Genomic DNA, 24,301 nt, shown 5'->3' on the forward strand with positions numbered 1-24,301 from the left:
CCACTCGTTCCCATCCCGAACACGACCGTTAAGCCCTCCAGCGCCGATGGTACTTGGGGTGCAGACCCCTGGGAGAGTAGGACGTTGCCAGGCAATTTATAAAGAATGAGTTAGGAGATTGATCCTAACTCATTCTTTTCTTTATTTGGGATGTATGGTGTGTAAATTTTAATCCGTTTGACTTTTAGTTTTATTTGTAAACATTATTACTAATTGTCCCAAAAAGGCTACTAACACGAGTAAACCAGTAACAACAGGAAGTTGAGAAGGACTTAAACCTGAAAGTAGAATAAATCCTCCAACCATTGATCCTACTGCACCCCCTAAATAATTTGCAGAACTGTTTAATGCGACAACAGCTTCAGAATGATCAGGTTGTGCAAGAAGTAAGGCGTGTTGTTGTGGTGCTAAAGAAGCCCAACCCATTGTTCCCCAAAGGAAAATAGGTAGATATAGTAACATAGGAAATTTAAGTGCAAAGGGCAGACTAAACATTGCTAATGCCAATACAGCTAAGATCCCAGACAAAAGTAATGCTGGACGTCCTAGTCGATCAATTAGGGTTCCGATTGAGAAGCTTCCCACAACTCCTCCGATTCCCCAAGCCCACAGGTATGGAGTGACATTATTAATATCTCCAACATTCTGTAAGAGAGATGAGATATACGTATAAAGACCTAAACTAGCAATGGCAGCTATAAATGTGATACTAACGATTGCTAAGACTTTTTTATTAGTCATCATTGTAAAACGTTGACGTAATGATGGTGGGGCTTTAGCAAGGGTGTTGGGAAATGAAACGATTATTCCGATTATTGGGATAAAACCTACTATGGTAACCAACCAGAGAGTTCCTTGCCATCCAACTTGTTCGGCTGTAATTAAACCAAGAGGAACCCCTATAACTGTTCCCATACTCATACCGCCAAGTGTCATACCGAGAGCGCGACCACGTTTTTGTTCAGAAACAAGGCTTGCCGCTGCAACAGTGGCCAATGGAGAAAATAGACCCGCCCCAGCACCTGCGACTGCTCGTGCTATAAGCAACAATGAAAAATTAGGAGCTAATGCACTAGCTGCATTTGCAATAGAAAATACAGCTAATGCGATAACTAAAATATTACGCATTGATTTTCTAGCTATCAGTGTTGCAAATATTGGAGCTACTAAGGCAAAGCAAAGAGTGAAAACGCTGACTACTTGCCCTGCTTGTGAATGACTAATGCTAAATGTTGCACTAATTTCAGGTAATAAACCTGCTACTACATAAGCATCAAATCCAAGAGCAAACATACCTAATGTCAGAAGTAAAACCTTTTTCATCTGGATCCCCTCGTTTAAGTTGATGAGTTAGATGTTTTGTATCACTACTTTCATCTTTGTTTAAGAGGGAATTATGGTATAAACAATCCCTGATCTTAGACAAGCTCTATATAACATTATGTTATGATGATGAAAGCTGTATGTGTTATATAAAGTATCAGAGATTTATTGCATAAGGAATAAACATTATTCTATATAGATATAACGAATTGTTATATCGAAAGGGGATTAAAGCAATGAATATGGAATGGTTAAACAGTTTTGCTCAGGCTGTTAAACTAAAAAGCTTTTCTAAAGCCTCCAAAGCTATTAATCTTTCCCAACCTGCTTTAAGCAAACATATTCGTAATCTAGAAAATGATCTAGATGTTACATTATTCTATAGAACCTCTACTGGAATCGAACTCACTGAGGCAGGCAAACGTTTTTATGCTCGGATTATGCCTGTTATTTCAGAAATAACTGAGATCCGCCAAGAATTACGCCAATTTTGCCGAAGTAATCCAATAGCTATAGGGAGTCTTCCGAGTATAGCTACATACTATTTACCTGCAAGATTAAAAGAAATTCAAGAAATAAATCGCCCTCATACTTTAATGATTCAAAACACATCAAGGGAACTCATACAATCATTACAAGAAGGAAGGCTTGATGTCGTGTTTCTTAATGCATTATATACAGACGAGTCTTTATGGAATTATGAATTATTTGAGGAACCTTACTGCGCAGTATTTCCTTTAGAGCATCGTTTCCACTCGAAAAAATCTGTTGATCTTGCTGAGATCTGTGAGGAGCCACTCATTGTTCATCAAGCCCCATGTGATTCAAGGAAACATATTATTTCCGAAATGGAGTTGCTTGGACACAAGCCTCATATCATTAATGAGGTTGCTTTTGGTGATTTTATCTATGGGTATGTGATGGCGGGGATGGGAATAACGATTGTTCCTGAGTTGGTGGCTAAGAATTTAAATCACCTCCAACTCTTCGCCTTACCCATTGTGGATGCTAGAAGAACGATTTCAATGACAACTAAAAGTAACAAACTTGGAAAACAGTTAGCTAAGTTTATGTCAATAAAGGATGATTTTATACTATGAAATATTATTCTGGTGGCTACTATATTGTCTCCCTGACATCCAGCTCGGATTATAAGAACGAGAAGCTTATGCCAGAACCCATTTTGTCGGCAGTGATTGTATCTGTGATACAAAAGCTAACGACGGAGCGTATAATTCTATTTTAGGTTTTTTTATGTTATATCATTTTTATAAGCCTCGATAAAGAATTGGTATATTCGACCATCTCTGATCTCATTCTTACATCTAGTATTGTTACTAGAAATGGAACATGATAAAGTAATTCTGTAATCGAAATAAACTGGTGAACCGTAGGTGACCCCTATTTTTTGATGGGGGTCTTTTTGGGTGGAGAGGGATCGAGAGATGATAAAGAAATGGAAACAGATGCCAACGGTTATGTGGATATTAGCCGTTTGTTTTATGGTAAACACGTTAGGGGAATCTCTGTTATGGCCGTTACAGATGACCTATATCCATCAACAATTTGGACAATCATTAACAGTTGGCGGATTTGTCCTCTTTTTTCATTTTGCAATTGCTTTTATAGGTAATCTGATTGGTGGGTATTTATATGATCGTTGGGGAGCGAAACGGATCTTCACGTTATCGATCTCTTTTTCATTTTTAATTGTTATTTTGATGATGTCAGCAAAAGAATTTTACTTGTATGCGACCCTTCTATTATTATTGGGATTTTCAAAAGGGATGTTTCTTCCTTTAGCAAGATCTCTTCCTCTTCAGATTTGGCCTGAAGGGGGTAGGGATGCAGTAAATGTGACTTATGTGATGGAGAACTTGGGTGTCGCACTTGGAGCAGCCTGTTCGGGATTTCTAGGAGAAGTTTCGATGAATTTAGTGTTTGCAGGAAATGCTTTTACTTATATTTTAGTTTTAGTAGCAACCCCTTATTTGTTTCGACGTCTCTCTCAAACTATTACTGAAACAGAAAATGAGATTGAGGAATCAAAATCAGCTGTCGGAAAAGTGGTTGATTCAAAAAGAGGGATGTTTCAACTGGTTATGCTTACATCGTTCTTTAGTATTTTAATTATTTCCTATGTACAGTGGCAAACGGTTGTCCCAACTTATTTAAAAAGTATTGATATCCCTTTAACAGCATATGGTCTGCTTTGGACGGTGAATGGCTTGCTTGTTGTTACAGGGCAACCATTTGTAACTTGGCTCATTCGTGTAACAAGGATGAAACTTCATATGCAGATTTTTTCGGGATCGCTTCTGTTTGTGATTACAATGTTGATTCTTTCTCAAGCAACTCACTATGAATGGTTTGTTCTTGGGATGGTTGTGATGACATTTGGAGAGATGCTGGTTTGGCCAGCGGTTCCTGCTCGGGTTGCAGAGATTGCACCTAAAGACAAGCAAGGGTTTTACCAAGGAATTGCTGTCAGTGGACATTCAGTTGGGCGAATGATTGGACCTCTATTGGGTGGTTATTTATTTGAGCAGTTGGGTAACCAAGTGATGTTTATGTCAATGGCTGCAATTTGTTTATTAACAAGTGTACTATTGTGGAGCTATCAACTAAAATCCTACAAGAGGCAAAGTCATTGGGGTTCAGAACAAGCTAGCTGAATGTCAATCAATGATAGATTTCAGATTTGTTGTTAATAAAAAAGGTAAATAGTTTTTAAAATGGGTGATAGTGAAAGTAGGAGCCTTTTCTCGACCCTGTTTGATACAAAGCCGAGAAAAGGATATCCTTGCACATTACATAAGGGTTCAATTGGGAGAAATCAGTTAGATTAAACTCCCTTTCTTAATTAAGGGAGTTGAACCCGCTGTTCGAGGGATCCTGTACAGTTGCGAAATTATCACTTTTAAATGGAAATTTATTTATCTTATCATTCTATGTGGTTCTGTACTTTTAGGTTGTTTTTCTTCTTTTTCCTCTTGTAGAGTCACTCCTTCGACGAACATATTTACCTCAACTACAGAGAGACCAGTCATATTTTCGATGGCTTGTTCAACAGATTCAACCACTTGCTTGTATAGATGGGGGACATTTCGCCCGTACTCTACGATTACTTTTAAGTCTACAGCTACCTCCATTTCACCTAGCTCTACACTAACCCCTTTAGATAGGTTTTTTCGTCCGAGTCGTTCGGCAAATCCTTCTACCATTCCTCCGCTCATCGCTACGATTCCTTCGATTTCACTCGCAGCAATTCCAGCAATGGTTTCGATCACATCTGCGGAAAATTTTAAACCTGAACTCGTTATCTTTTTTTCAGCCATTGTTGTAACCAACCTTTCATTTGATAGTCTTCTCAATTGTAACATCACTAACATGGACCCAGAAGGTGAATGAACAGGAACAGAGTCATGGTTCCAATGTTGTTCAGGGTGGATTGTCAGATTGTAAATGACAAGTCCAGTAGATTCCTCACAGAAGATATTAGGCATCCAGTACATTTCTTCCTGTTTATATTTTGCACTTTTTAAGAATGATTTCATTTACCTGTTTTAGGGATAAAATTATTCATAAAAAGAAAAGAGAGGATGATTTTATCCCGAGAGCGAAAAAAACAAGTACTTGACAAAAGATTGAGCTTGAAATCAATAGGTTTTTGAAATCCAATTGCACCTGTTTTTATGATTGTGATATAATCAATTTGGCTATACTTGAGTGTAGATACGTCTGATGCGGAAGAGTGGGTTTTTTGGCCCACTCTTTGCATTTGCTTAAGACAAACTCAAGTTAGGGATAAGGAGGGTTGGCTTTGAGCCGCCAAGTTACTCAAACTGTCGAGAAGATTGCCTTGCCTATTCTTGAAGCTGAAGGGCTCGAGTTAGTAGATGTTGAGTACAAAAAAGAAGGGCAGAATTGGTTTTTACGTGTGTTTATTGATCGGGAAGAGGGTTCTATCGATCTTGATGATTGTAGTCGAGTCAGTGAACAACTCAGCAATGCGCTGGATGAAGTGGATCCCATTCCAATGGCGTATTTTTTGGAGGTATCTTCACCAGGTGCAGAACGCCCGTTAAAAAAAGAAGCAGATTTTAAAAAAGCGATTGGTAAACATGTTCATGTAACTACATATGAACCAATACAAGGGCAGAAAGTTTTTGAAGGAGTATTATCCCACTTTTTAGATGAACAATTAACATTAGATGATAAGGGAAATACCATTCATATTCCACTTAATAAAGTGGCTAAAGCTCGCTTGGCAATCGTTTTTTAATCTGAAGGGAGGAAGTAGACCGATGAATGCTGAGTTCATCGAGGCCCTCGGTCAACTAGAGAAAGAAAAGGGAATTAGTAAGGATATTTTGATTGATGCGATTGAAGCTGCACTGATCTCTGGATACAAACGGAATTTTCATTCTGCTCAGAATGTACGGGTGGATATTAATCGTGGGAATGGTGCAGTTAAGGTATTTGCTAGAAAGACAGTTGTTGAAGAGGTTCTTGATCCGCGGTTAGAGATCTCTTTAGATGCAGCAAGTGAAATCAATAAAGTGTACCAATTGGGAGATATTGTGGAGATCGAGGTAACTCCCGCTGATTTCGGAAGAATCGCCGCACAAACAGCGAAACAAGTGGTGACTCAACGGATTCGGGAAGCGGAGCGCAGTATTATCTACCAAGACTTTATTGATCGTGAAGAAGATATTGTGACTGGGATTGTACAAAGGGCAGACAATCGCTACTATTATATTGACTTAGGGCGAATTGAAGCATTATTACCACATACAGAAACGATGCCTGGAGAACGTTTTAAACACGGTGATCGTGTTAAAACGTTTATCACGAAAGTAGAGAAATCCACTAAAGGACCACAAATCTTTGTTTCACGGACACATCCGGGTTTATTAAAGCGCCTGTTTGAATTAGAAGTTCCTGAAATCTTTGAAGGTGTAGTTGAGATTCGTTCAGTAGCTAGAGAAGCCGGATATCGTTCGAAGGTGGCTGTTTACTCTCGTGATCCAGATGTTGATCCAGTAGGTGCTTGTGTCGGACATCGTGGGCTTCGTGTTCAGACCGTTGTCAATGAACTCCGTGGAGAGAAAATCGATATCGTTCGTTGGTCTGATGATATTGATGAGTGGATCGCTAATGCATTGAGCCCATCTAAAGTCGTTAGCGTAACTGTTTTTGAAGAAGAAAAAATGGCACGTGTAGTCGTTCCTGATCATCAGTTATCATTAGCGATCGGGAAAGAAGGACAGAATGCACGTTTAGCAGCCAAGTTAACTAATTGGAAAATCGATATTAAAAGCGAGTCGGAATCGGATGTTCATAGTGATGAACAATTAGAAGATTTCACCGATGAGCAAGAAGAACATAAGTGAAATTCGGGAGGTTGCAATGATGAAGCAACGAAAAGTTCCCATGCGTAAGTGTGTTGCTTCTCAGGAAATGTTTCCTAAAAAGAACCTTGTTCGTGTGGTGCGTACACCTGAAAATGAGGTCATTATTGATCCCACTGGAAAAAAATCGGGACGTGGTGCCTACTTATGTGCCAATATAGATTATATCGATATGGCGCAAAAGAGAAAAGCTTTGGATCGAGCTTTAAAAGTTTCAGTAAGACCAGATTTTTATGACCAGTTACGAGAATATATCAAGCAGGTAGCGACAGATGAATAAATTATTCTCTTTGCTGGGGCTTGCTATGCGGGCTGGTAAAATCGTATCGGGTGAGGAGCTTGTACTTAAGGAAGTTCGTTCGGGAAAAGCTCAACTCGTTTTGTTAGCAATAGATGCAGCTAAAAATACTGAGAAAAAAGTCTCTGATAAATGTTCAACCTACCAAATCCCGATCCTCAGATACGGAACAAGGCATGAACTGGGAAATGCGATTGGTAAAGCGGAGCGAGTCGTTATCGCAATTACAGATTCAGGATTTTCCCGGTCAATGCAGAAGCTCGTTCAGTAACTGACGGGGGTGAATGGTTTGACCAAAATGCGCGTGTATGAATACGCAAAAAAAATGAATATGACCAGTAAAGAAGTCATTACCATACTTGAGCGTATGGACCAGAAAGTAAATAATCATATGAGTGTGATGAACGAAGGAATGATGCAAAAAGTGGAGCAATTCGTTAATAAAGTGAAACAAGGGACGACTCCTGATCCAAGCAAGGAGCAAAAGTCCCAGGGAGAGAAGAAGTCAAAGCCAAGTAATCAAAGAAAGCAAACAGGCGGACCGAATAAAACTCAAAGCAATCAATCACAAAGCCGCCCGAATAAAAGTAATCAACCACAAAAAGGACCTCAAGCGAAAAGGGCAAATGCTAATCCGAATCAGAAGCCCGCACGTCCAGGAAATGAAGGGGCCAAAAAGACAGACTCTTTCAAGGGAACGGAAAATGCTGGGGCTGCCAACCGTGGGAAAAAAGCTGATCATAATAAAGGGAAATCCTCTTTCTCCAGATCCAAAGATAACACGAGACCCAATCGTGGTGGTAAAGGTTGGAATCGGAAAAAGCAAGGACCTCCAAAGGAAAAACAAGCACCTGTTCTGCCTAAAGAGATTATCGTTTCAGGTCCTCTCAGTGTAGGAGATTTTGCCAAGCTGTTGCGTAAAGAAGCTTCTGAAGTGATCCGGAAGTTAATTGCACTCGGGATTATGGCTACGATCAACCAAGAGATTGATGTAGAGACGATGAGCGTCATTTCTGAAGAGTTTGGTGTTCCTCTCAAGTATGAGGAAGAAGTGGATGAATCCAACTTTGATGATCAAGAAGAGATTGATGATCCTAAAGACTTGGTGGAACGTCCACCTGTGGTTACGATTATGGGTCACGTGGATCATGGTAAAACTACGTTACTCGATAAAATTCGCCAGAGTAAAGTGACTGAAGGTGAAGCGGGTGGCATCACCCAACATATTGGTGCTTACCAAGTGGAAATTAATGAGAAGAAAATCACCTTTTTGGATACACCCGGTCACGCTGCCTTCACAACCATGCGTGCACGTGGAGCTAAAGTTACCGATATCACTATTTTGGTAGTTGCAGCAGACGACGGTGTTATGCCACAAACGATTGAAGCGATTAACCATGCGAAAGCAGCAGAAGTTCCAATCATTGTTGCTGTGAACAAAATGGATAAACCAGAGTCCAACCCTGATCGTGTCAAACAGCAATTGACTGAACATGGTCTTGTTCCAGAAGAATGGGGTGGCGAAACAATTTTTGTACCTGTTTCGGCATTGAAAGGCGAAGGAATTGACGATCTCCTAGAGATGGTACTTCTTGTTTCTGAAGTTCAAGAATTAAAAGCAAATCCATCTAAACGAGCTCGTGGTGTTGTCATCGAGGCTGAACTGGATAAAGGTCGTGGAGCGGTTGCTACAGTATTAGTTCAAAATGGAACCTTGAAAGTGGGAGACGGAGTCGTTGCTGGGAATTACTTCGGTAAAATTCGAGCGATGGTCAATGATCGCGGACGGCGTGTAAAAGTAGCTACACCTTCAACTCCTGTAGAGATTTTAGGTTTGTCTGATGTTCCAGGAGCTGGGGATCCGTTAATGGTTTTTGAAGATGAGAAAAAAGGTCGTGCTATTGCTGAAAAGCGTCTCTTTAAACAGAGAGAAGAAGATCGTGGGGCCAATTCTCGAGTTACCTTGGATGATCTGTTTAAACAGATTAAAGAAGGCGATATCAAAGAGTTAAATATTATTATTAAGGCAGATGTTCATGGTGCCGCTGAGGCAATGAAAGGCTCATTGGAAAAAATCGACATCGAAGGCGTCCGAGTGAAAATTATTCATACCGGTGTAGGTGCCATTACTGAGTCGGATATTATTCTCGCCTCTGCATCCAATGCGATCATTGTTGGCTTTAATGTTCGTCCAGAACCAAACGCCCGGGTAGTAGCTGAGGCTGAAAAAGTAGAAATTCGTTTACATCGGATTATTTACAAAGCCATTGAAGAGATTGAAGCAGCGATGAAAGGACTTCTAGACCCTGAATATGAAGAGCGAGTTGTGGGGGCTGTGGAAGTTCGACAAATCTTTAAAGTGTCCAAGGTTGGAACTATTGCGGGATGTTATGTCACAGAAGGAAAAGTTGTTCGAGATGGGCATATTCGTTTGATTCGTGACGGAATTGTTGTTCATGAAGGTAAGTTAGATACATTGAAGCGTTATAAAGATGATGCTCGTGAAGTGGCTCAAGGCTATGAATGTGGATTGACGATTGATGGATATAATGACATCAAAGAAGGAGATGTCATCGAAGTTTATGTCATTGAAGAAGTGAAGCGTAGCTAATCATGGTGATTGGTTTGCTGGAGGTTTCTGGTAGAGTTATTGGCTCCTCTTCGTTAAAAGATAAGCGAAGCGTCATCAAGAGAGGACAAACTCGAATCCGTAATCAATTTAATCTTTCAGTGGCAGAAATTGGTCATCAGGATGATCGACAAATAACAGAATTAGCATTAGTAGGTGTTGGAAGTAATCGAGTGATCGTCGAAAAAGAGTTGCAGCAAGCCTTGAAACTATTGGAATCGTTAGATGGACTTGAGATTTATGAAGCAGAACTATCCTATTTGTAATCAGCAGAGGAGGTTTCGACAATGGCCCGCATTCGAGTGAGCCGTGTCGGCGAGCAGATCAAAAAAGAATTAAGCCAAATTATTCAGCAAGAGATTAAAGATCCTCGCATCGGTTTTGTTACAGTGACTTCTGTAGAAATGAGCGGTGATTTACAAATCGCCAAAGTTTATGTAAGCGTGTTTGGAAAAGAGGAAGAAAAAAGTCAAACGCTTGCTGGACTAGAGAAGGCAAAAGGATTTATTCGTTCTGAAGTTGGACGTCGAATTCATCTGCGTCATATCCCTGAAATGCATTTTGTGATGGATGAGTCCCTTGATCATAGTGAACATATCTCAAAATTATTGCATGATGTCCATGATCAGGAGAAGCAAGGAAATGAATAAATTTGCTGATGTAATGCGATTCATTCAAGAGGCTGATGAAATTTTAGTTGTCTCCCATGTGAATCCTGATGGTGATGCAGTCAGTTCAACTTTGGCGGCAGCTGAAATTATTCGTTTTTTGGGTAAATCAATAACGATGGTTAATGAATCTCCCGTACCAGATAAGTTTTCTTTTCTATCCGGTGCGGGGGATATTCTTCAACCAGAACAATTAACCCATGATTATCGGTTCGTTGTGGCATTAGATTGTGGAGATGAAGGTCGAATCGGATCAGTTCGGGAGAAGTTCACTGATGATGTACAAATTGTAAATATTGACCACCATATATCGAATGATTATTTTGGTATGATCAATGTAGTAGAAGAGGCAGCAGCCACAGCAGAAATTTTATTTCAGTGGATTGAAGAGGTCCAGATTCCATGGACTCACTCTCTAGCTACCATGATTTATACAGGTCTTCTAACAGACACAGGAGGGTTTCGTTATTCTAATACAACCCCTCAAGTATTAAGGCAAGCAGCACATTTGGTGGAGTTAGGAATTCCTGCTTATCAAATTGCAGATCAAGTGTTAGAGACAACAACGATCGAACATCTTCAACTTCTTCAAACAGCACTCCATACCTTGCAACGGTCAGAAGATGGATGGGTGGCTTGGATGACGATGTATGTTGAAGATCTAAGAAAAGTGTCAACGAACGAGGATTTGGATGGTATTGTGAATTATGCCCGTAATATTGAGGGTGTTGATGTTGGACTTCTCTTTCGGGAGACAGAAGATAACTCTGTTAAAGTTAGCTTACGATCCCGTGCACGTGTCGATGTCGCAAAGATTGCTAAATCTTTGGGTGGTGGAGGACATGCTCGTGCTGCTGGCTGTACATTACTGAATATTACTGTGGATGAAGCAAAAAAACTAGTGTTGTCCCGTGTTCATGCACAGCTGGAGAGTGAACTAAGTTGAAACATGGGATTATTCCTGTTTATAAACCTCGTGGGTTGACGTCTCATGATGTGGTAGGTAAAATCCGTCGTCTGGCGGGGCAAAAAAGAGTAGGACATACGGGCACGCTAGATCCAGAAGTGGAAGGCGTGCTACCTATTTGTTTGGGGCAAGCGACTCGATTGGTTGAATATATTCAAGAGTTACCTAAGAGATACAAGGGTTCTTTGCTTCTAGGGACTGCAACTGATACCGAGGACCAGACTGGAAAAGTGATTGAAGAAGTTGACGTTGTAAAAATTTCTCAAGAAGAGGTTGAAGAAGTATTTTCAAGCTTTCTTGGCACAATTGAACAAGTTCCTCCAATGTATTCAGCAGTAAAAGTGGGTGGAAAACGATTATATGACTTGGCTCGTCAAGGAGTAGAAGTAAAGCGTCCTTCACGTCAAGTTACAATCTATCAGCTACATTGTACAAGAGTGACTCAAGGAAAACGACCTCAGATTGATTTCGATGTGGTCTGCTCCAAAGGAACTTACGTACGCACATTATGTGTCGATATAGGGAGAGCTTTGGGATATCCTGCTCATATGGCATCATTAATCCGTACAGAGAGCGGACCTTTTCGAACAGCGGATTGTTTCACCTTTTCTGAACTTGAACTTGTAGCGGAAAAAGGAAGTTGGGAAGAGGTATTGACACCGTTGGATGCGGTGTTAGGTCATTTTCCTAGTGTTATTCTTGAAGAAGAAGATGCCTTACGTGCATTAGATGGATGGTCGCTCCAGGTCGACTTCGAAAAGGGAGCGTTGAGTCATCATTCTTTAGTTCGAGTTTATTCTGAATCAGGGCGTTTTTGTGGGTTATATCGTTTGGAAGAACCGTTGGCAAAACCAGAAAAAGTGTTTCGGGATGTGGATGTGGAATGCAAATCATCAACCTAAGTTACCCTTTTCAACCTCATACTTTTGATGTTGAAGTTACGATGGCGTTGGGTTATTTTGACGGTGTACACCTTGGACATCAAGCTGTGATTCAGGAGGCTATACGGTTGGCACATTTGTCAGGAACTGAACCAGCAGTCATGACCTTTCACCCTCACCCTCGAGAAGTATTAGGAAAAGCAAAAATTACACGTTACTTGACTCCCTTATCTGAAAAGCTAGCGTCTTTTTCTGAACTGGGTGTAAAGCGTGCTTATGTGATGAAGTTTGACACTGAATTTGCTCAGTTAACTAAAGAAGAATTTGTGCAACAGGTACTGGTCCCTCTTCAGGTGAAGGGTGTTGTCACTGGATTTAACTATTCGTTCGGTCGTTTTGCATCAGGAAAGGCTGAGGATCTGGCTATATTAGGGAAGGATTTGTTTACAGCCAAGATTGTACAACCTGTGGAGATTGAGGGAAAAGTACTTAGCAGTTCTCGAGTTAGAAAAGAACTCGCTGAGGGCGAAATGGAAATAGTTTCGCAAATTTTGGGGCGACCTTATAAGGTTAAAGGCAAAGTGGTACTAGGAGATCAAAGAGGAAGAAAGATGAAGTTTCCTACCGCTAACCTACAGCTTGATCAACCATACATGATTCCTAGACGTGGGGTTTATGTAGCACGAGTTCATTATCCTACAGGTGTTGCATCGGGCATTATGAATATCGGTGTTCGTCCTACATTTACGGAGAATGAACAAGTGGAGAAACTAGAAGTTCATCTATTAGACCGAGATCTCGATCTTTATGGGCAGGAGTTAGAAGTGGAAATGTTACATTTTATTCGAGATGAACAGAAGTTTTCTTCCATGAATGCTTTGATAGAACAGATTCAAAAGGATCGCCAAACGGCCGAAGAATGGTTGGCGGCATATGTAGAATAACTTTAATCTTGCTATTTTACTCATGCACTCATTTATGATATACTTACACGCGTAGCCTATTGCTACTAGCTAAAACCTTGACGCGGATGATCGATAACCTCGACGATGATCTGGGTCATGGGGTTTTGTTTAGAAGGAGGTGTCCCTACATGGCATTAACTAACGATCGCAAAAAAGAAATTATCGCTGAATTTAAAACGCATGAAAGCGATACTGGATCTCCAGAAGTTCAGATTGCTATTCTGACGCATCGGATTAATGAGCTAAACACTCACTTAAAAGATCATGATAAAGACCATCATTCACGTCGTGGTCTTCTAAAAATGGTAGGACAACGTCGTAACTTGTTAAACTACTTGAAAAACAATGACGTTACTCGTTATCGTGAACTTATCCAAAAACTTGGATTACGTCGATAGAAAAAAGCGGGGTGCTTGCCCCGCTTTTTTATCTTATCTTTTAAAAAGTGGAGAGAAGGAAATACTGTACATATGAAGAAATATGGTATGTTGCTGTGTTTGAAAGGAGGACATCAAAGCTCATGGAGTCATCAAGGTTTGAAACAGAGTTTGCAGGCAGAAGCCTAAGTTTTGAGGTTGGTAAGTTTGCGGCACAAGCAAGTGGTGCTGTGATGGTTCGCTATGGAGATACTGCGGTTCTTGCAACCGTTGTCACTTCAAAGGAGCCTAAGGATACGGATTTTTTTCCACTAACTGTTAACTATGAAGAACGTTTATATGCAGTTGGGAAAATCCCAGGAGGTTTTATTAAACGGGAAGGACGTCCAAGCGAAAAGGCTATTTTGGCTAGTCGATTGATTGACCGTCCGATTCGCCCTTTATTTGAGGATGGTTTTCGTCATGAAGTTCAGGTAGTAACGACTGTGATGTCAGTAGATCAAGATTGTTCTACTGAAATTGCGGCCATGATTGGAGCTTCATTAGCATTATCCATCTCCGAGATTCCTTTCCAAGGTCCGATTGCTGGAGTGATCGTAGGACGAGTCGATGGTCAATATGTGATTAATCCTACAGTGGAGCAGATGGAGAAGTCCGATTTGCACCTTGTTGTAGCTGGAACCAAAGATGGAATTAATATGGTGGAAGCAGGATCTGACGAAATCCCTGAAGAGACTGTTTTAGAGGCGATCCTCTATGGTCATGAAGTGATTAAAAAGATGGTTGCTTATCAAGAAGAAATTGTTTCTCAAGTGGGCAAAGAAAAAATGGAGCCCCAATTATTTGAAGTAGAAGCTGATATCAATCAAAAAGTGCGTGACTTAGCTACCACTTCTTTGACTGAAGCTGTATTGGTAGAGGAAAAACAAGCTCGCCAACAAGCGATTGATGAAGTCAAAGACAAAGTGATTGAGCAATTAGCAGCGGAACTGGAAGCAGAGATTTTCGTTGAGAAAGAGAAAGAAATAAATATTGTTTTAGATCGCATAGTCAAAGAAGAGGTTCGTCGTCTTATTCTTGAAGAAGGAAAACGCCCAGATGGACGGAAGACAGATCAAATTCGTCCTTTATCAAGCGAAGTTGATATTCTTCCACGGACACATGGGTCAGGTTTATTTAAGCGTGGACAGACTCAAGTGCTAAGCATTTGTACATTGGGAGCACTCGGTGATGTACAAATCTTGGATGGTCTGGATCTTGAAGAGTCTAAACGCTTTATGCATCACTATAACTTCCCTCCATTTAGTGTGGGTGAATCACGTCCATTACGGGGACCAGGTCGAAGAGAGATTGGTCATGGTGCTTTGGGCGAACGAGCTCTAGAGCCTGTGATTCCGTCTGAAGAAGTATTTCCTTATACGATTCGTGTTGTATCCGAAGTTTTAGAGTCTAATGGCTCCACATCCCAAGCAAGTATTTGTGCATCTACGCTTGCTCTTATGCATGCAGGTGTACCCATCAAGTCTCCTGTCGCAGGAATTGCCATGGGTCTAATTAAGGAAGATGACAAAGTTCAGGTACTCACTGATATCCAAGGGATGGAAGATCATCTAGGTGATATGGACTTTAAAGTAGCAGGGACCCGTCAAGGGGTGACTGCTCTACAAATGGATATCAAAATAGCAGGGATCGACCGCTATATTTTAGAGAAAGCATTAAAACAAGCGAAAAAAGCACGTATGGTCTTGTTGGATCATATGGAGGAAGCGATTGCTGAGCCTCGTAAAGAACTTTCACCTTACGCGCCTAAAATCCTCACACTGCGTATTCATCCAGATAAAATTCGTGATGTTATTGGTCCTTCAGGTCGAGTCATTAATAAGATTATCGAAGAGACTGGCGTTAAAATTGATATCGAGCAAGATGGTCGAATCTATATCGCTTCACCTGAGCAACAACAAAATGAAAAAGCAAAGAAAATTATCGAAGATCTTGTTCGTGAAGTTGTTGTAGGTGATACCTATCTAGGTACAGTGAAAAGGATCGAAAAATATGGAGCGTTTATTGAGATTTTTGCTGGAAAAGAAGGCTTATGTCATATTTCTCAATTAGATATGAACAGAGTCGCAAAAGTTCAAGATGTGGTTAGTGTCGGTGACTCGATTATGGTAAAGGTCGTCGAGATTGATGACCAAGGACGGATTAACCTGTCACGCAAAGCGATTTTAAAAGAGCAACAAGAGGCTTCCGAAAAAGCTAAAAACTCTTGATCGTAAAAGTTGAATACTGATGGCAACAAAAGAGTCAGAGCGATCTGCCTCTTTTTTTACTTTCTGTGTAGTTGTGAATAGGTAGCTTTCAACACGCATAAGTTAAAAAAGGAGGTGAACAAGCTATGACTTTTCCACTTCGAGTGGCTGGTCTGATTGTATCGGTTGTATTCGTCATTTATATAGTTCAATCACCACCCGTGGATTCTTTTGTATTAGAAGTAAAAGAGAATCAAGTGACTCCAGTGTTTTCCTTTGATCAGGAAGAGAATCTCTTAAAGAAGAAAATTCAAGAAGAAGCATCATCCTACTACATAAAGCCGATCGATGCTCGGATTGATCGAGTTTGGAAAGCAATTCCTGGTCTAAATGGACGTGAAGTAGATGTAGAAGCAACTCTAGCTAAAACGATGAAACAGAAAGATAAGCAAAAAATAGCATGGGTATTTCGCGAAATCCAACCTAAGGTAACTTTAGATGAGCTTGAACATGCACCTATTTATCGTGGAAACGAACAAAAACGTGCTGCGGCTTTGATGATCAATGTGGCTTGGGGAACTGAACACCTTCCTAACATGCTTGATATTTTACGAAAAGAACAGGTCAAAGCTACTTTTTTTTTAGACGGGTCTTGGCTGGCTAAACACCCAACAGAAGCAGAGAAGATTGTCCAAGAAGGTCATGAAATAGGTAACCATGCATACTCCCATCCTTTAATGAGTCGAATCACACAAGATCGAATGGATCAGGAGATTTCTCGGACCCAACAACTGATTGAAAAAACTTTACATATTAAAAGTAAGTGGTTTGCTCCACCGGCTGGTGATTTCAATGATCAAGTCGTCAAAGTGGCGAGTCAACATGGGATGAAAACTGTTTTATGGACAGTTGATACTGTAGACTGGAAAAAAACATCGAGTCCTCCGATGATGATTCGAAAAATTGAACAAAATATTGATTCAGGACATTTGATTTTGACCCATCCAACAGATCGAACAGTTGAAGCACTTCCGCAAATCATCCGTGTAGTGAAGAAAAAGGGGTTAAAGTTGGGAACTGTGGGGGATGTTTTGTCATCTGAAAGAGTAGATGTCATTGAGTGATGCAAGTCTTTTTTGTTATAGTAGAGTATACTGCACTCTGGAGTCAATCGTGTGGATGAATAAAAGAGACGATATTTCCGCAATGAATGAATCTGAATAAGCTCTTAGAGAGCGAAAAATGAGCTCTGATCGATAAGTTAACTCAAAAACTGATCATAAACTAGGAGGGTCTAATGATCGTTAAACAAACGCTATCCAATGGACTTCGGGTAATCGCAGAACAAATCCCTCATGTACGTTCTGTTGCTCTTGGGATCTGGATCGGTACAGGTTCTCAAAATGAAACTATTCATAACAATGGAATTTCCCATTTCATTGAACATATGATGTTTAAGGGGACAGAAAGTCGTACGGCTCGCCAATTAGCTGAGTCATTTGATGAGATCGGTGGTCATGTGAATGCTTTTACCTCCAAAGAGATGACCTGTTATTATACCAAAGTTCTTGACGAACATTTTTCTACATCTTTAGAAATCTTAGCAGATATGTTTTTTAATTCTACGTTTTTAGAAGAAGAGATTGAAAAAGAAAAAAAGGTGATTATTGAAGAGATCCGTATGGTGGAAGATGCCCCTGATGATCTTGTACATGACTTGCTCTCTGAAGCCTCAATGGGGATCCACCCTTTAAGCTATCCTATTTTAGGCTCGATAGAAAATGTACAAAGTTATCAGCGAGATGATCTCATACATTATAAAGATCAATTCTATCATCCTCATAACGTGGTCATTGCGATTGCAGGGCATCTACCAGATGATTATTTGGAACAGATTGAAGCCTTGTTTTCAGGATATACTGGTGAATCTGTTTCAAATATATGTGAGCAACCGGTCTTTACACCTAATATGAAAATTAGACAAAAATCTACAGAGCAATCTCATATTTGTATAGGATTACCAGGGCTTCCTGTGGGAGATCCACGCATTTATACTTTAGTATTATTAAATAATGTATTGGGTGGAAATATGAGCTCTCGTCTCTTTCAAGAGATTCGTGAAGAGCGTGGGTTAGCTTACTCTGTATTTTCGTATCATTCCGCACATCGAGATACAGGTATTTTCTCTATTTATGCTGGGACAGCGCATGAACAAGAAGATGAAGTTTGTGAACGGATTCAACAAACATTGGCGCATGTTCGAGATCAGGGATTGACTCCTAAGGAATTAAAGAAAGCCAAGGAGCAACTCAAAGGAAGTATGATGCTTGGTTTGGAAAGTACTAATAATCGGATGAGTCGGATGGGGCGTAATGAAATCCTTTTAGGTAGACATCTAAGCTTAGATGAAGTAGTGGACAGCATAGAAAAAATTACTCTTGATGAAGTGAATCAGCTCGCAAGAGAGATTTTCTCATCTGAGATGTCACTCGCATTAATTTCACCAACAGGGAAAGAGCCGACAACTTTTAGGAGGAACAATCTTGTTTAATGTCCAAATGATTCAATTAGCAGGAAATAAAGATCTTCCTCTTCCTGTTCAAATGTCTTCAGGTTCCAGCGGATTTGATCTACAAGCGGCAGTGAACGAACCCGTTATCATTCGGCCAGGACAGTGGAAACTGATCCCTACAGGGTTTGCAATTGCCATGCCACCAGGATTAGAAGCACAGATCCGGCCGAGAAGTGGACTAGCATTCAAACATGGTATTACGGTACTAAATAGCCCAGGTACCATAGATGCGGATTATCGGGGAGAGATCGGTGTCTTAGTACTTAACCTTGGGGAAGAGCCATACCAAGTGGAACGTGGACAGCGAATCGCTCAAATGGTCTTTATGCAAGTGCCTGACGTTCAGTTGCAAGTGACAGATCAACTAGATTCAACAACCAGAGGAACAGGTGGGTTTGGACATACCGGTAAATAGGAAGAGGTGGATTTCCTATGGTTACAACGTCCCAGAGCCTACAATTAGAAAAAGAGTTAGAGAGGCTGCGACTTGAGCTTTATCAATCTGTTAATGGGGAGCTTTCTCGTTTAACAGATGCCAGAGTTTTGCCTGTCTCCCAAGAACTCGATGACATCATTGTACAAGTTCAAAGAGAAAAGCAAAGGCATTGTTAATCCAATGATTCGTTCACCTTTTGATGAAGGTGAACTTTTTTTGTCATAAATGAATGAACTGCTTGAATACATTTTTTACAACGTAGATCAAGGGAGGAAGAAGCTGGATGAGATGGAGTGAATTTTCTACTAAAGAGTGTGTTGATATGGTTAATGGTGAGAAGATCGGTAGTTTTAGTCAAGCAGATCTTACCTTTCACCCACAAACGGGAAAAATTGAAACGGTCTTAGTTCCAACTCAAACATCTTGGTTTAAAAAAAATAAACATGAAGTAGAACTCTCCTGGAAAGTAATTAAAAAAATTGGTCCAGAAATGGTTTTGGTTGATACATCATCTAATCGTCTAACAGCAAAAGGTGAAACTAGCTTTAAATAAGGGAACCAGTTACTTGCCAGCAACATATGATGGGATCAAGGAAGAACAAGAAAGATGAACGCTCATTTAGGATGACCAGTCAATTTCTGTAGAAAGGGGTCATGAGCGAATGCTGGCAGGAAAACATGTCGTCTTTCTCGGTGGAGATGCACGACAATTAGAAGTGATTAAGAGTTGTATACAGATGAACGCCAAAGTTAGTTTGATCGGCTATGACAATTTACAAAGTCCTTTTAGTGGAGCTACCCTTCGAGAATTAAGTACCGATTTTCTCAAACAGGCAGATATCCTCGTTTTACCTATCATTGGCACAGATGAAAAAGGACAGATCAACAGTGTTTTTACCTCTAAACAACTCATCCTCTCAGAAGAACACGTTCAAGCATTACCCAAGCACTGTATCGTTTTTGCAGGAATTGCTCGCTCTTATTTAACAAGGTTATGTCAAACGTATGATGTCACCTTAATCGAGCTGATGGATCGCGATGATGTTGCCATTTACAACTCCATTCCAACAGTGGAAGGAGCTTTAATGATGGCAATTCAAAATACAGATATCACTATACATGGTTCGGTCAGTATTGTGTTGGGATTAGGGAGAGTTGGGATGACCCTAGCTCGAACCTTACATGCGATCGGAGCAAAGGTGAAAGTCGGAATCAGAAGCTCTGATGACTTTGCAAGAGCATTTGAAATGGGAGTCGAACCTTTCCATATTCAAGATTTGTCAGAACATCTTAGAGACGCTGACCTTGTATTTAATACGATCCCTGCAGTGGTGATTACCGCTCCAATCTTAGCCCAGATGCCATATGATGTTGTGATTCTAGATCTGGCTTCCAAACCCGGAGGCGTTGACTATGCGTTTGCTGAGAAAAGAGGGATTAAAGCATTATTTGCTCCCAGTTTACCAGGAATCGTGGCACCCAAAACTGCTGGGAAAATCTTGGCACGAACGATTACACAACTAATGTTTCATGCGGTTGAAAAGGAGGGAACAGTACAATGAACTTTGAAGGGCTAACAATCGGGTTTGCGTTGTCGGGTTCCCATTGTACTCATGATGAAGTATTACCGCAAATGAAACGATTAGTTGAACAAGGAGCACGGATCATCCCTATTTTGTCCCATACAGTAGCAACCGTGGATAGTCGTTTTGGAACTGCTGAAGATTGGAAAAAACAAATTATTGAAATGACTGGTGAGACTCCACTCATGACGATCCCAGAAGTGGAGCCCCTTGGACCTAAGGGATTATTAGATTGTTTGGTCATTGCTCCTTGTACGGGTAACACACTGGCAAGGTTAGCTAATGCCATTACGGATGGACCTGTTTTAATGGCTGCTAAAGCACAGATGAGGAATCATCGTCCGGTTGTGTTGGCAATCTCTACGAATGATGCACTTGGATTGAATGCAACCAATTTAGCACGTCTTCTTACAGCGAAGGATCTTTATTTTGTACCGTTTGGTCAAGATAATCCTGAGAAGAAGCCAAAATCAATGGTTGCACGAATGGAGTTAATTCCTGAGACATGCCGATTAGCGATCGAAGGTAGACAACTCCAACCATTAGTAGTTGAAAAATACCGTGACTTCACATCATAATAGATAAGAACAATGGGTCAAAGAAATATTTTTAACAAGATAAAGCATGAAAGCATCTTTATGGATGATGCAAATCGATGAGGTTTACTAGTCCCCTACATAAAAGTATAAATATATTGAAGGGGACTTTTTGTATTTTGTTTTTAAGATGGGAAGGGGAATGACCAGATGAAAAAGGACTTATACACAGTGGCTGTGGTTGGAGCAACGGGTGCGGTTGGACAACAGATTCTCAAACATTTGGAGGAGCGAAAATTCCCAATTAAGGAGATACGCCCCCTCGCTTCTGCACGATCTGTGGGTCAGACAATTACATTTGGAGGGAAAGAAGTAGAAATACAAGAGGCAACACCTCATGCATTTAAGGGCGTTGATCTTGCTTTATTTAGTGCTGGTGGAAGTGTAAGTCTCTCCTTAGCAAAGGAAGCTGTAGCACATGGAGCCATTGTGATTGATAATACAAATGCATTTCGTATGGACCCTGAAGTCCCATTGGTTGTTCCGGAAGTAAATCGGGAAGCCATTCAGGAACACAAAGGGATTATTGCTAATCCTAACTGTTCAACGATTCAAATGGTCGTGGCTTTAAAGCCGTTATTAGACCAGTATGGCTTGGAACGGGTGATTGTTTCTACGTACCAAGCCGTTTCTGGAGCCGGTTGGCAAGCTTCGGATGAGCTTCTCAGCCAAAGTAATGCGGTCCTCCAGGATGAACAAGTTGAAGCGAAAATTTTGCCTGTAGGACGATTGCCGCAACACCACCAAATGGCATTTAATGTGATTCCTCAGGTGGATGTGGCTCAAGATAATGGATACACACTTGAAGAGATGAAAATGGTTAATGAGACAAGAAAAATCTTTAGTGAAAATGAACTTGCGTTATCAGCTACCTGTGTGCGTGTACCTGTATTGCGGGGACATAGTGAATCGATCTATGTGGAATTAAAAAGTGAATATGACCTAGAAGAAGTGCGGCAATTACTTAGCTCTACTTCAGGCGTCGTTGTGCAAGATCAAATCGAGAAGCAGATTTATCCCATGCCCCTAGATGCTACTGATCAAATAGAGGTTTATATAGGCCGGATTCGTCGTGATCTCAGTCATCCCCGTGGTCTCCACTTATGGGTGGTTTCTGATAATTTATTAAAAGGGGCTGCTGTGAATACGATTCAAATTGCAGAAGCCATCATCGCAGACTAGGAACAGAGAAGGGAAATTTATGAAAATTTTAGTGCAGAAATTTGGGGGCACCTCTGTGGGGACACCTGAGCAACGTCAATACGTTCTACACCATGTTCAACGTGCTCAAGCAGAGGGGTTTGCTGTGGTAGTGGTTGTTTCAGCAATGGGAAGAAAAGGAGACCCATACGCAACAGATACTTTATTAGGTCTAACCCAACAATACGGAAACATATCTTTACGAGAACGAGATTTATTAATGAGTTGTGGAGAAATCATCTCTGCTTCTACTCTTTCTAGCCTACTCTCCCAACGGGAGATTGAAAATGTTGTATTGACGGGTGGACAAGCGGGAATTATCACCAATGATCATCACGCCAGCGCGCAAATCATTACGATTAATCCCAAACGGATTCGGGCAGAGTTGGAAAAGGGAAAAGTGGTCATTGTAGCTGGTTTTCAAGGTCAAACAACAGATGGAGAAATCACAACCCTCGGTCGTGGAGGCAGTGATACGACTGCTACTGCCTTAGGTGTGGCTTTACAAGCTGACTGTGTAGATATTTTTACAGATGTAGAAGGAATTATGACTGCTGATCCTCGAATTGTTGAGGATGCTTCCCCGCTTGAAACAGTCACTTATATTGAGATGTGTAATTTGGCTTTTCAAGGAGCAAAAGTAATCCATCCTCGTGCTGTAGAAATTGCGATGCAGACGAATGTACCCATTCGTGTCCGGTGTACAAAAACGGATCATCCTGGAACGCTTGTGACGAGTGTCCTGACTACGAACACTGTAGCTGGAGAGATGCGAGATTCACTCATTACTGGGATTACCCAAATGCCAGATGTCACACAGGTGAGGGTGCCAACCAATAAAGGTCAATATGATATGCAACTGAAAGTTTTTAAAGCAATGGCAGATAATGAGATTAGTGTTGACTTTATCAGTGTGAATCCAAGTGGAATAGCTTATACTGTGTATGATCAGTATGCGAAACGTGCCGAGCAAATTTTACGAGATTTGGATTTAGAGCCTGAGTTACAAGAGAATTGCGCAAAGGTTTCTGTCGTAGGAGCTGGAATTTACGGAGTTCCTGGTGTAATGGCGAAGATCGTTGAAGCACTTACTGAAGAAGATATTCAAATCTTACAATCAGCGGATTCGCATACAACGATTTGGGTTTTAGTGAAAGGAACTGATATGGCTCAAGCAGTTCGTGCCTTACACAGGAAATTTAATTTGCATTTATTAAACTATGGATCGATGTGATGGAGGGAATGAAGATGCAATTTGGACGGTTAGTAACAGCTATGATTACTCCATTTACCAAGGAACATCAAATTGATTGGTTAAGTTTAGAGAAAGTAATCGAACATTTAATTGAGACAGGCACCGATGCGATTGTTGTTTCCGGGACGACTGCAGAATCCCCCAATCTCTCAAAAGAAGAGAAATTAAAGCTCTTTCAATTTACATTAAATCAAGTACAGGGCCGTGTGAAAGTGATTGCGGGCACAGGATCAAACAACACGGAAGAAACCATCGATTTTACCAAAGAAGCTGAAAAAATCGGTGTAGATGGTGTGATGTTAGTTGTCCCTTATTACAATAAACCATCACAAGAAGGTTTATATCAACACTTTGCAGCGATTGCTACATCTACATCATTACCGGTTATGTTATATAACGTTCCAGGTCGAACGGGCGTGAATATGAGTGTATCCACAATGGTGAAACTCGTTAGTTTGAAAAATGTGGTAGCAATTAAAGAAGCTAGTGGAGACCTAACGCAAATTTCGCAACTGATTGCCTCGATTCCTGACGATGTTGCAGTATACAGTGGAGATGATGGGATTACTTTACCTGTTATGGCTGTTGGTGGGGTAGGCGTTGTAAGTGTGGCTAGTCATGTAATCGGAAAAGAAATGAAAAAGATGATCGAAGCGTTTTTTGCTGGGGATCATGAAACAGCAACTTCTATTCATCAACAATTTTTGCCTGTTTTCCAAGGACTATTTATTACTTCTAATCCAGTTCCAGTGAAATACGCTTTGTCTAAATTAAATTTATGTGAGCCTTGGGTACGTCTACCACTAGTTGAAATGGATGAAACTGAGAAATTAGCTACCGATGGATGGATCGAGCTATTAAAGAAAACAGTATAAAATAAGTATGGAA

Annotated in this window: 26 protein-coding genes and 1 rRNA gene; 25 read left to right on the top strand and 2 right to left on the bottom strand. The window is 40.7% G+C overall.

Annotated elements, in window-relative coordinates; translation table 11 throughout:
* Positions 1-93: ribosomal RNA gene (gene rrf, locus EDD58_RS13705) — 5S ribosomal RNA — on the top strand; the annotation flags it as partial.
* Positions 94-168: 75 nt separating this feature from the next.
* Here the strand turns inward: rrf and EDD58_RS13710 are convergent.
* Positions 169-1,323 carry an MFS transporter gene (locus EDD58_RS13710; RefSeq protein ID WP_131926520.1) on the bottom strand — a complete coding sequence of 385 codons (1,155 nt, stop codon included), beginning with the start codon at positions 1,321-1,323 and terminating at the stop codon, positions 169-171.
* Between the two features lie 236 nt (positions 1,324-1,559).
* Here EDD58_RS13710 and EDD58_RS13715 point away from each other — a divergent pair, with 236 nt between their 5' ends.
* On the top strand, positions 1,560-2,423 hold the full coding sequence (locus EDD58_RS13715; protein WP_131926522.1) for a LysR family transcriptional regulator: 864 nt from the start codon (positions 1,560-1,562) through the stop codon (positions 2,421-2,423).
* A gap of 345 nt (positions 2,424-2,768) precedes the next feature.
* Positions 2,769-3,998 carry an MDR family MFS transporter gene (locus tag EDD58_RS13720; RefSeq protein WP_131926524.1) on the top strand — a complete coding sequence of 410 codons (1,230 nt, stop codon included), beginning with the start codon at positions 2,769-2,771 and terminating at the stop codon, positions 3,996-3,998.
* Between the two features lie 261 nt (positions 3,999-4,259).
* Here EDD58_RS13720 and EDD58_RS15310 read toward each other — a convergent pair whose 3' ends face one another.
* A complete protein-coding gene (locus EDD58_RS15310; protein ID WP_341539278.1) occupies positions 4,260-4,880 on the bottom strand; it encodes an Asp23/Gls24 family envelope stress response protein in 621 nt (206 codons plus the stop codon).
* Positions 4,881-5,146: 266 nt separating this feature from the next.
* Between EDD58_RS15310 and rimP the strand changes: the two genes are divergently transcribed.
* The 22 genes from rimP to dapA all read left to right on the top strand — a co-directional run bounded on the left by rimP (position 5,147) and on the right by dapA (position 24,288).
* A complete protein-coding gene (rimP, locus tag EDD58_RS13730; protein WP_131926526.1) occupies positions 5,147-5,608 on the top strand; it encodes a ribosome maturation factor RimP in 462 nt (153 codons plus the stop codon).
* A 22-nt stretch (positions 5,609-5,630) separates the two neighbouring features.
* Positions 5,631-6,719 carry a transcription termination factor NusA gene (nusA, locus tag EDD58_RS13735; protein ID WP_131926528.1) on the top strand — a complete coding sequence of 363 codons (1,089 nt, stop codon included), beginning with the start codon at positions 5,631-5,633 and terminating at the stop codon, positions 6,717-6,719.
* 19 nt (positions 6,720-6,738) lie between these two features.
* A complete protein-coding gene (gene rnpM, locus EDD58_RS13740; RefSeq protein ID WP_131926530.1) occupies positions 6,739-7,017 on the top strand; it encodes an RNase P modulator RnpM in 279 nt (92 codons plus the stop codon).
* Positions 7,010-7,306, top strand: a complete 297-nt coding sequence (locus EDD58_RS13745) for a YlxQ family RNA-binding protein (RefSeq protein ID WP_131926532.1) — start codon at positions 7,010-7,012, stop codon at positions 7,304-7,306. Before rnpM ends, EDD58_RS13745 begins: the two co-directional genes overlap by 8 nt.
* A gap of 27 nt (positions 7,307-7,333) precedes the next feature.
* Complete coding sequence (gene infB / locus EDD58_RS13750) at positions 7,334-9,646, top strand: translation initiation factor IF-2 (protein WP_131926655.1); 2,313 nt, start codon at positions 7,334-7,336, stop codon at positions 9,644-9,646.
* Positions 9,647-9,651: 5 nt separating this feature from the next.
* The gene (locus tag EDD58_RS13755) at positions 9,652-9,930 is read left to right on the top strand and encodes a DUF503 domain-containing protein (protein WP_424321681.1); all 279 of its coding nucleotides are present in this window, start codon (positions 9,652-9,654) and stop codon (positions 9,928-9,930) included.
* A 21-nt stretch (positions 9,931-9,951) separates the two neighbouring features.
* On the top strand, positions 9,952-10,314 hold the full coding sequence (rbfA, locus tag EDD58_RS13760) for a 30S ribosome-binding factor RbfA (protein ID WP_131926536.1): 363 nt from the start codon (positions 9,952-9,954) through the stop codon (positions 10,312-10,314).
* Positions 10,307-11,278, top strand: a complete 972-nt coding sequence (locus EDD58_RS13765) for a DHH family phosphoesterase (RefSeq protein WP_131926538.1) — start codon at positions 10,307-10,309, stop codon at positions 11,276-11,278. The genes rbfA and EDD58_RS13765 overlap by 8 nt, the downstream gene beginning before the upstream one ends.
* The gene (gene truB / locus EDD58_RS13770) at positions 11,275-12,201 is read left to right on the top strand and encodes a tRNA pseudouridine(55) synthase TruB (protein WP_131926540.1); all 927 of its coding nucleotides are present in this window, start codon (positions 11,275-11,277) and stop codon (positions 12,199-12,201) included. Before EDD58_RS13765 ends, truB begins: the two co-directional genes overlap by 4 nt.
* On the top strand, positions 12,183-13,124 hold the full coding sequence (locus tag EDD58_RS13775; protein ID WP_131926542.1) for a bifunctional riboflavin kinase/FAD synthetase: 942 nt from the start codon (positions 12,183-12,185) through the stop codon (positions 13,122-13,124). The genes truB and EDD58_RS13775 overlap by 19 nt, the downstream gene beginning before the upstream one ends.
* Before the next feature lie 149 nt (positions 13,125-13,273).
* Positions 13,274-13,543, top strand: a complete 270-nt coding sequence (gene rpsO / locus EDD58_RS13780; protein ID WP_131926544.1) for a 30S ribosomal protein S15 — start codon at positions 13,274-13,276, stop codon at positions 13,541-13,543.
* A 122-nt stretch (positions 13,544-13,665) separates the two neighbouring features.
* The gene (gene pnp, locus EDD58_RS13785) at positions 13,666-15,792 is read left to right on the top strand and encodes a polyribonucleotide nucleotidyltransferase (protein ID WP_131926546.1); all 2,127 of its coding nucleotides are present in this window, start codon (positions 13,666-13,668) and stop codon (positions 15,790-15,792) included.
* A 125-nt stretch (positions 15,793-15,917) separates the two neighbouring features.
* A complete protein-coding gene (locus EDD58_RS13790) occupies positions 15,918-16,895 on the top strand; it encodes a polysaccharide deacetylase family protein (protein WP_131926548.1) in 978 nt (325 codons plus the stop codon).
* Positions 16,896-17,068: 173 nt separating this feature from the next.
* Positions 17,069-18,322, top strand: a complete 1,254-nt coding sequence (locus EDD58_RS13795; RefSeq protein ID WP_131926550.1) for a M16 family metallopeptidase — start codon at positions 17,069-17,071, stop codon at positions 18,320-18,322.
* Entirely contained in the window at positions 18,312-18,758 is a 447-nt protein-coding gene (dut, locus tag EDD58_RS13800) for a dUTP diphosphatase (RefSeq protein ID WP_207903312.1), read from the top strand. Before EDD58_RS13795 ends, dut begins: the two co-directional genes overlap by 11 nt.
* Before the next feature lie 17 nt (positions 18,759-18,775).
* Entirely contained in the window at positions 18,776-18,955 is a 180-nt protein-coding gene (locus EDD58_RS13805; protein ID WP_131926554.1) for an aspartyl-phosphate phosphatase Spo0E family protein, read from the top strand.
* A gap of 107 nt (positions 18,956-19,062) precedes the next feature.
* Entirely contained in the window at positions 19,063-19,332 is a 270-nt protein-coding gene (locus tag EDD58_RS13810; RefSeq protein WP_131926556.1) for a YlmC/YmxH family sporulation protein, read from the top strand.
* Positions 19,333-19,441: 109 nt separating this feature from the next.
* Positions 19,442-20,341 (top strand): dipicolinate synthase subunit DpsA, encoded by a 900-nt coding sequence (gene dpsA, locus EDD58_RS13815; protein ID WP_131926558.1) that lies wholly within the window; start codon positions 19,442-19,444, stop codon positions 20,339-20,341.
* Positions 20,338-20,940: a dipicolinate synthase subunit B gene (locus EDD58_RS13820; RefSeq protein ID WP_131926560.1), complete on the top strand. Its 603-nt coding sequence runs from the start codon at positions 20,338-20,340 to the stop codon at positions 20,938-20,940. Before dpsA ends, EDD58_RS13820 begins: the two co-directional genes overlap by 4 nt.
* A 168-nt stretch (positions 20,941-21,108) precedes the next feature.
* Entirely contained in the window at positions 21,109-22,140 is a 1,032-nt protein-coding gene (locus EDD58_RS13825) for an aspartate-semialdehyde dehydrogenase (protein ID WP_131926562.1), read from the top strand.
* Positions 22,141-22,159: 19 nt separating this feature from the next.
* On the top strand, positions 22,160-23,392 hold the full coding sequence (gene dapG, locus EDD58_RS13830; RefSeq protein WP_131926564.1) for an aspartate kinase: 1,233 nt from the start codon (positions 22,160-22,162) through the stop codon (positions 23,390-23,392).
* Positions 23,393-23,406: 14 nt separating this feature from the next.
* A complete protein-coding gene (gene dapA / locus EDD58_RS13835; protein ID WP_424321682.1) occupies positions 23,407-24,288 on the top strand; it encodes a 4-hydroxy-tetrahydrodipicolinate synthase in 882 nt (293 codons plus the stop codon).
* Positions 24,289-24,301: the final 13 nt, after the last annotated feature.

Origin of the sequence: Hazenella coriacea, from assembly GCF_004341825.1 — a bacterium.
In the GTDB taxonomy this organism is placed as follows: domain Bacteria; phylum Bacillota; class Bacilli; order Thermoactinomycetales; family Thermoactinomycetaceae; genus Hazenella; species Hazenella coriacea.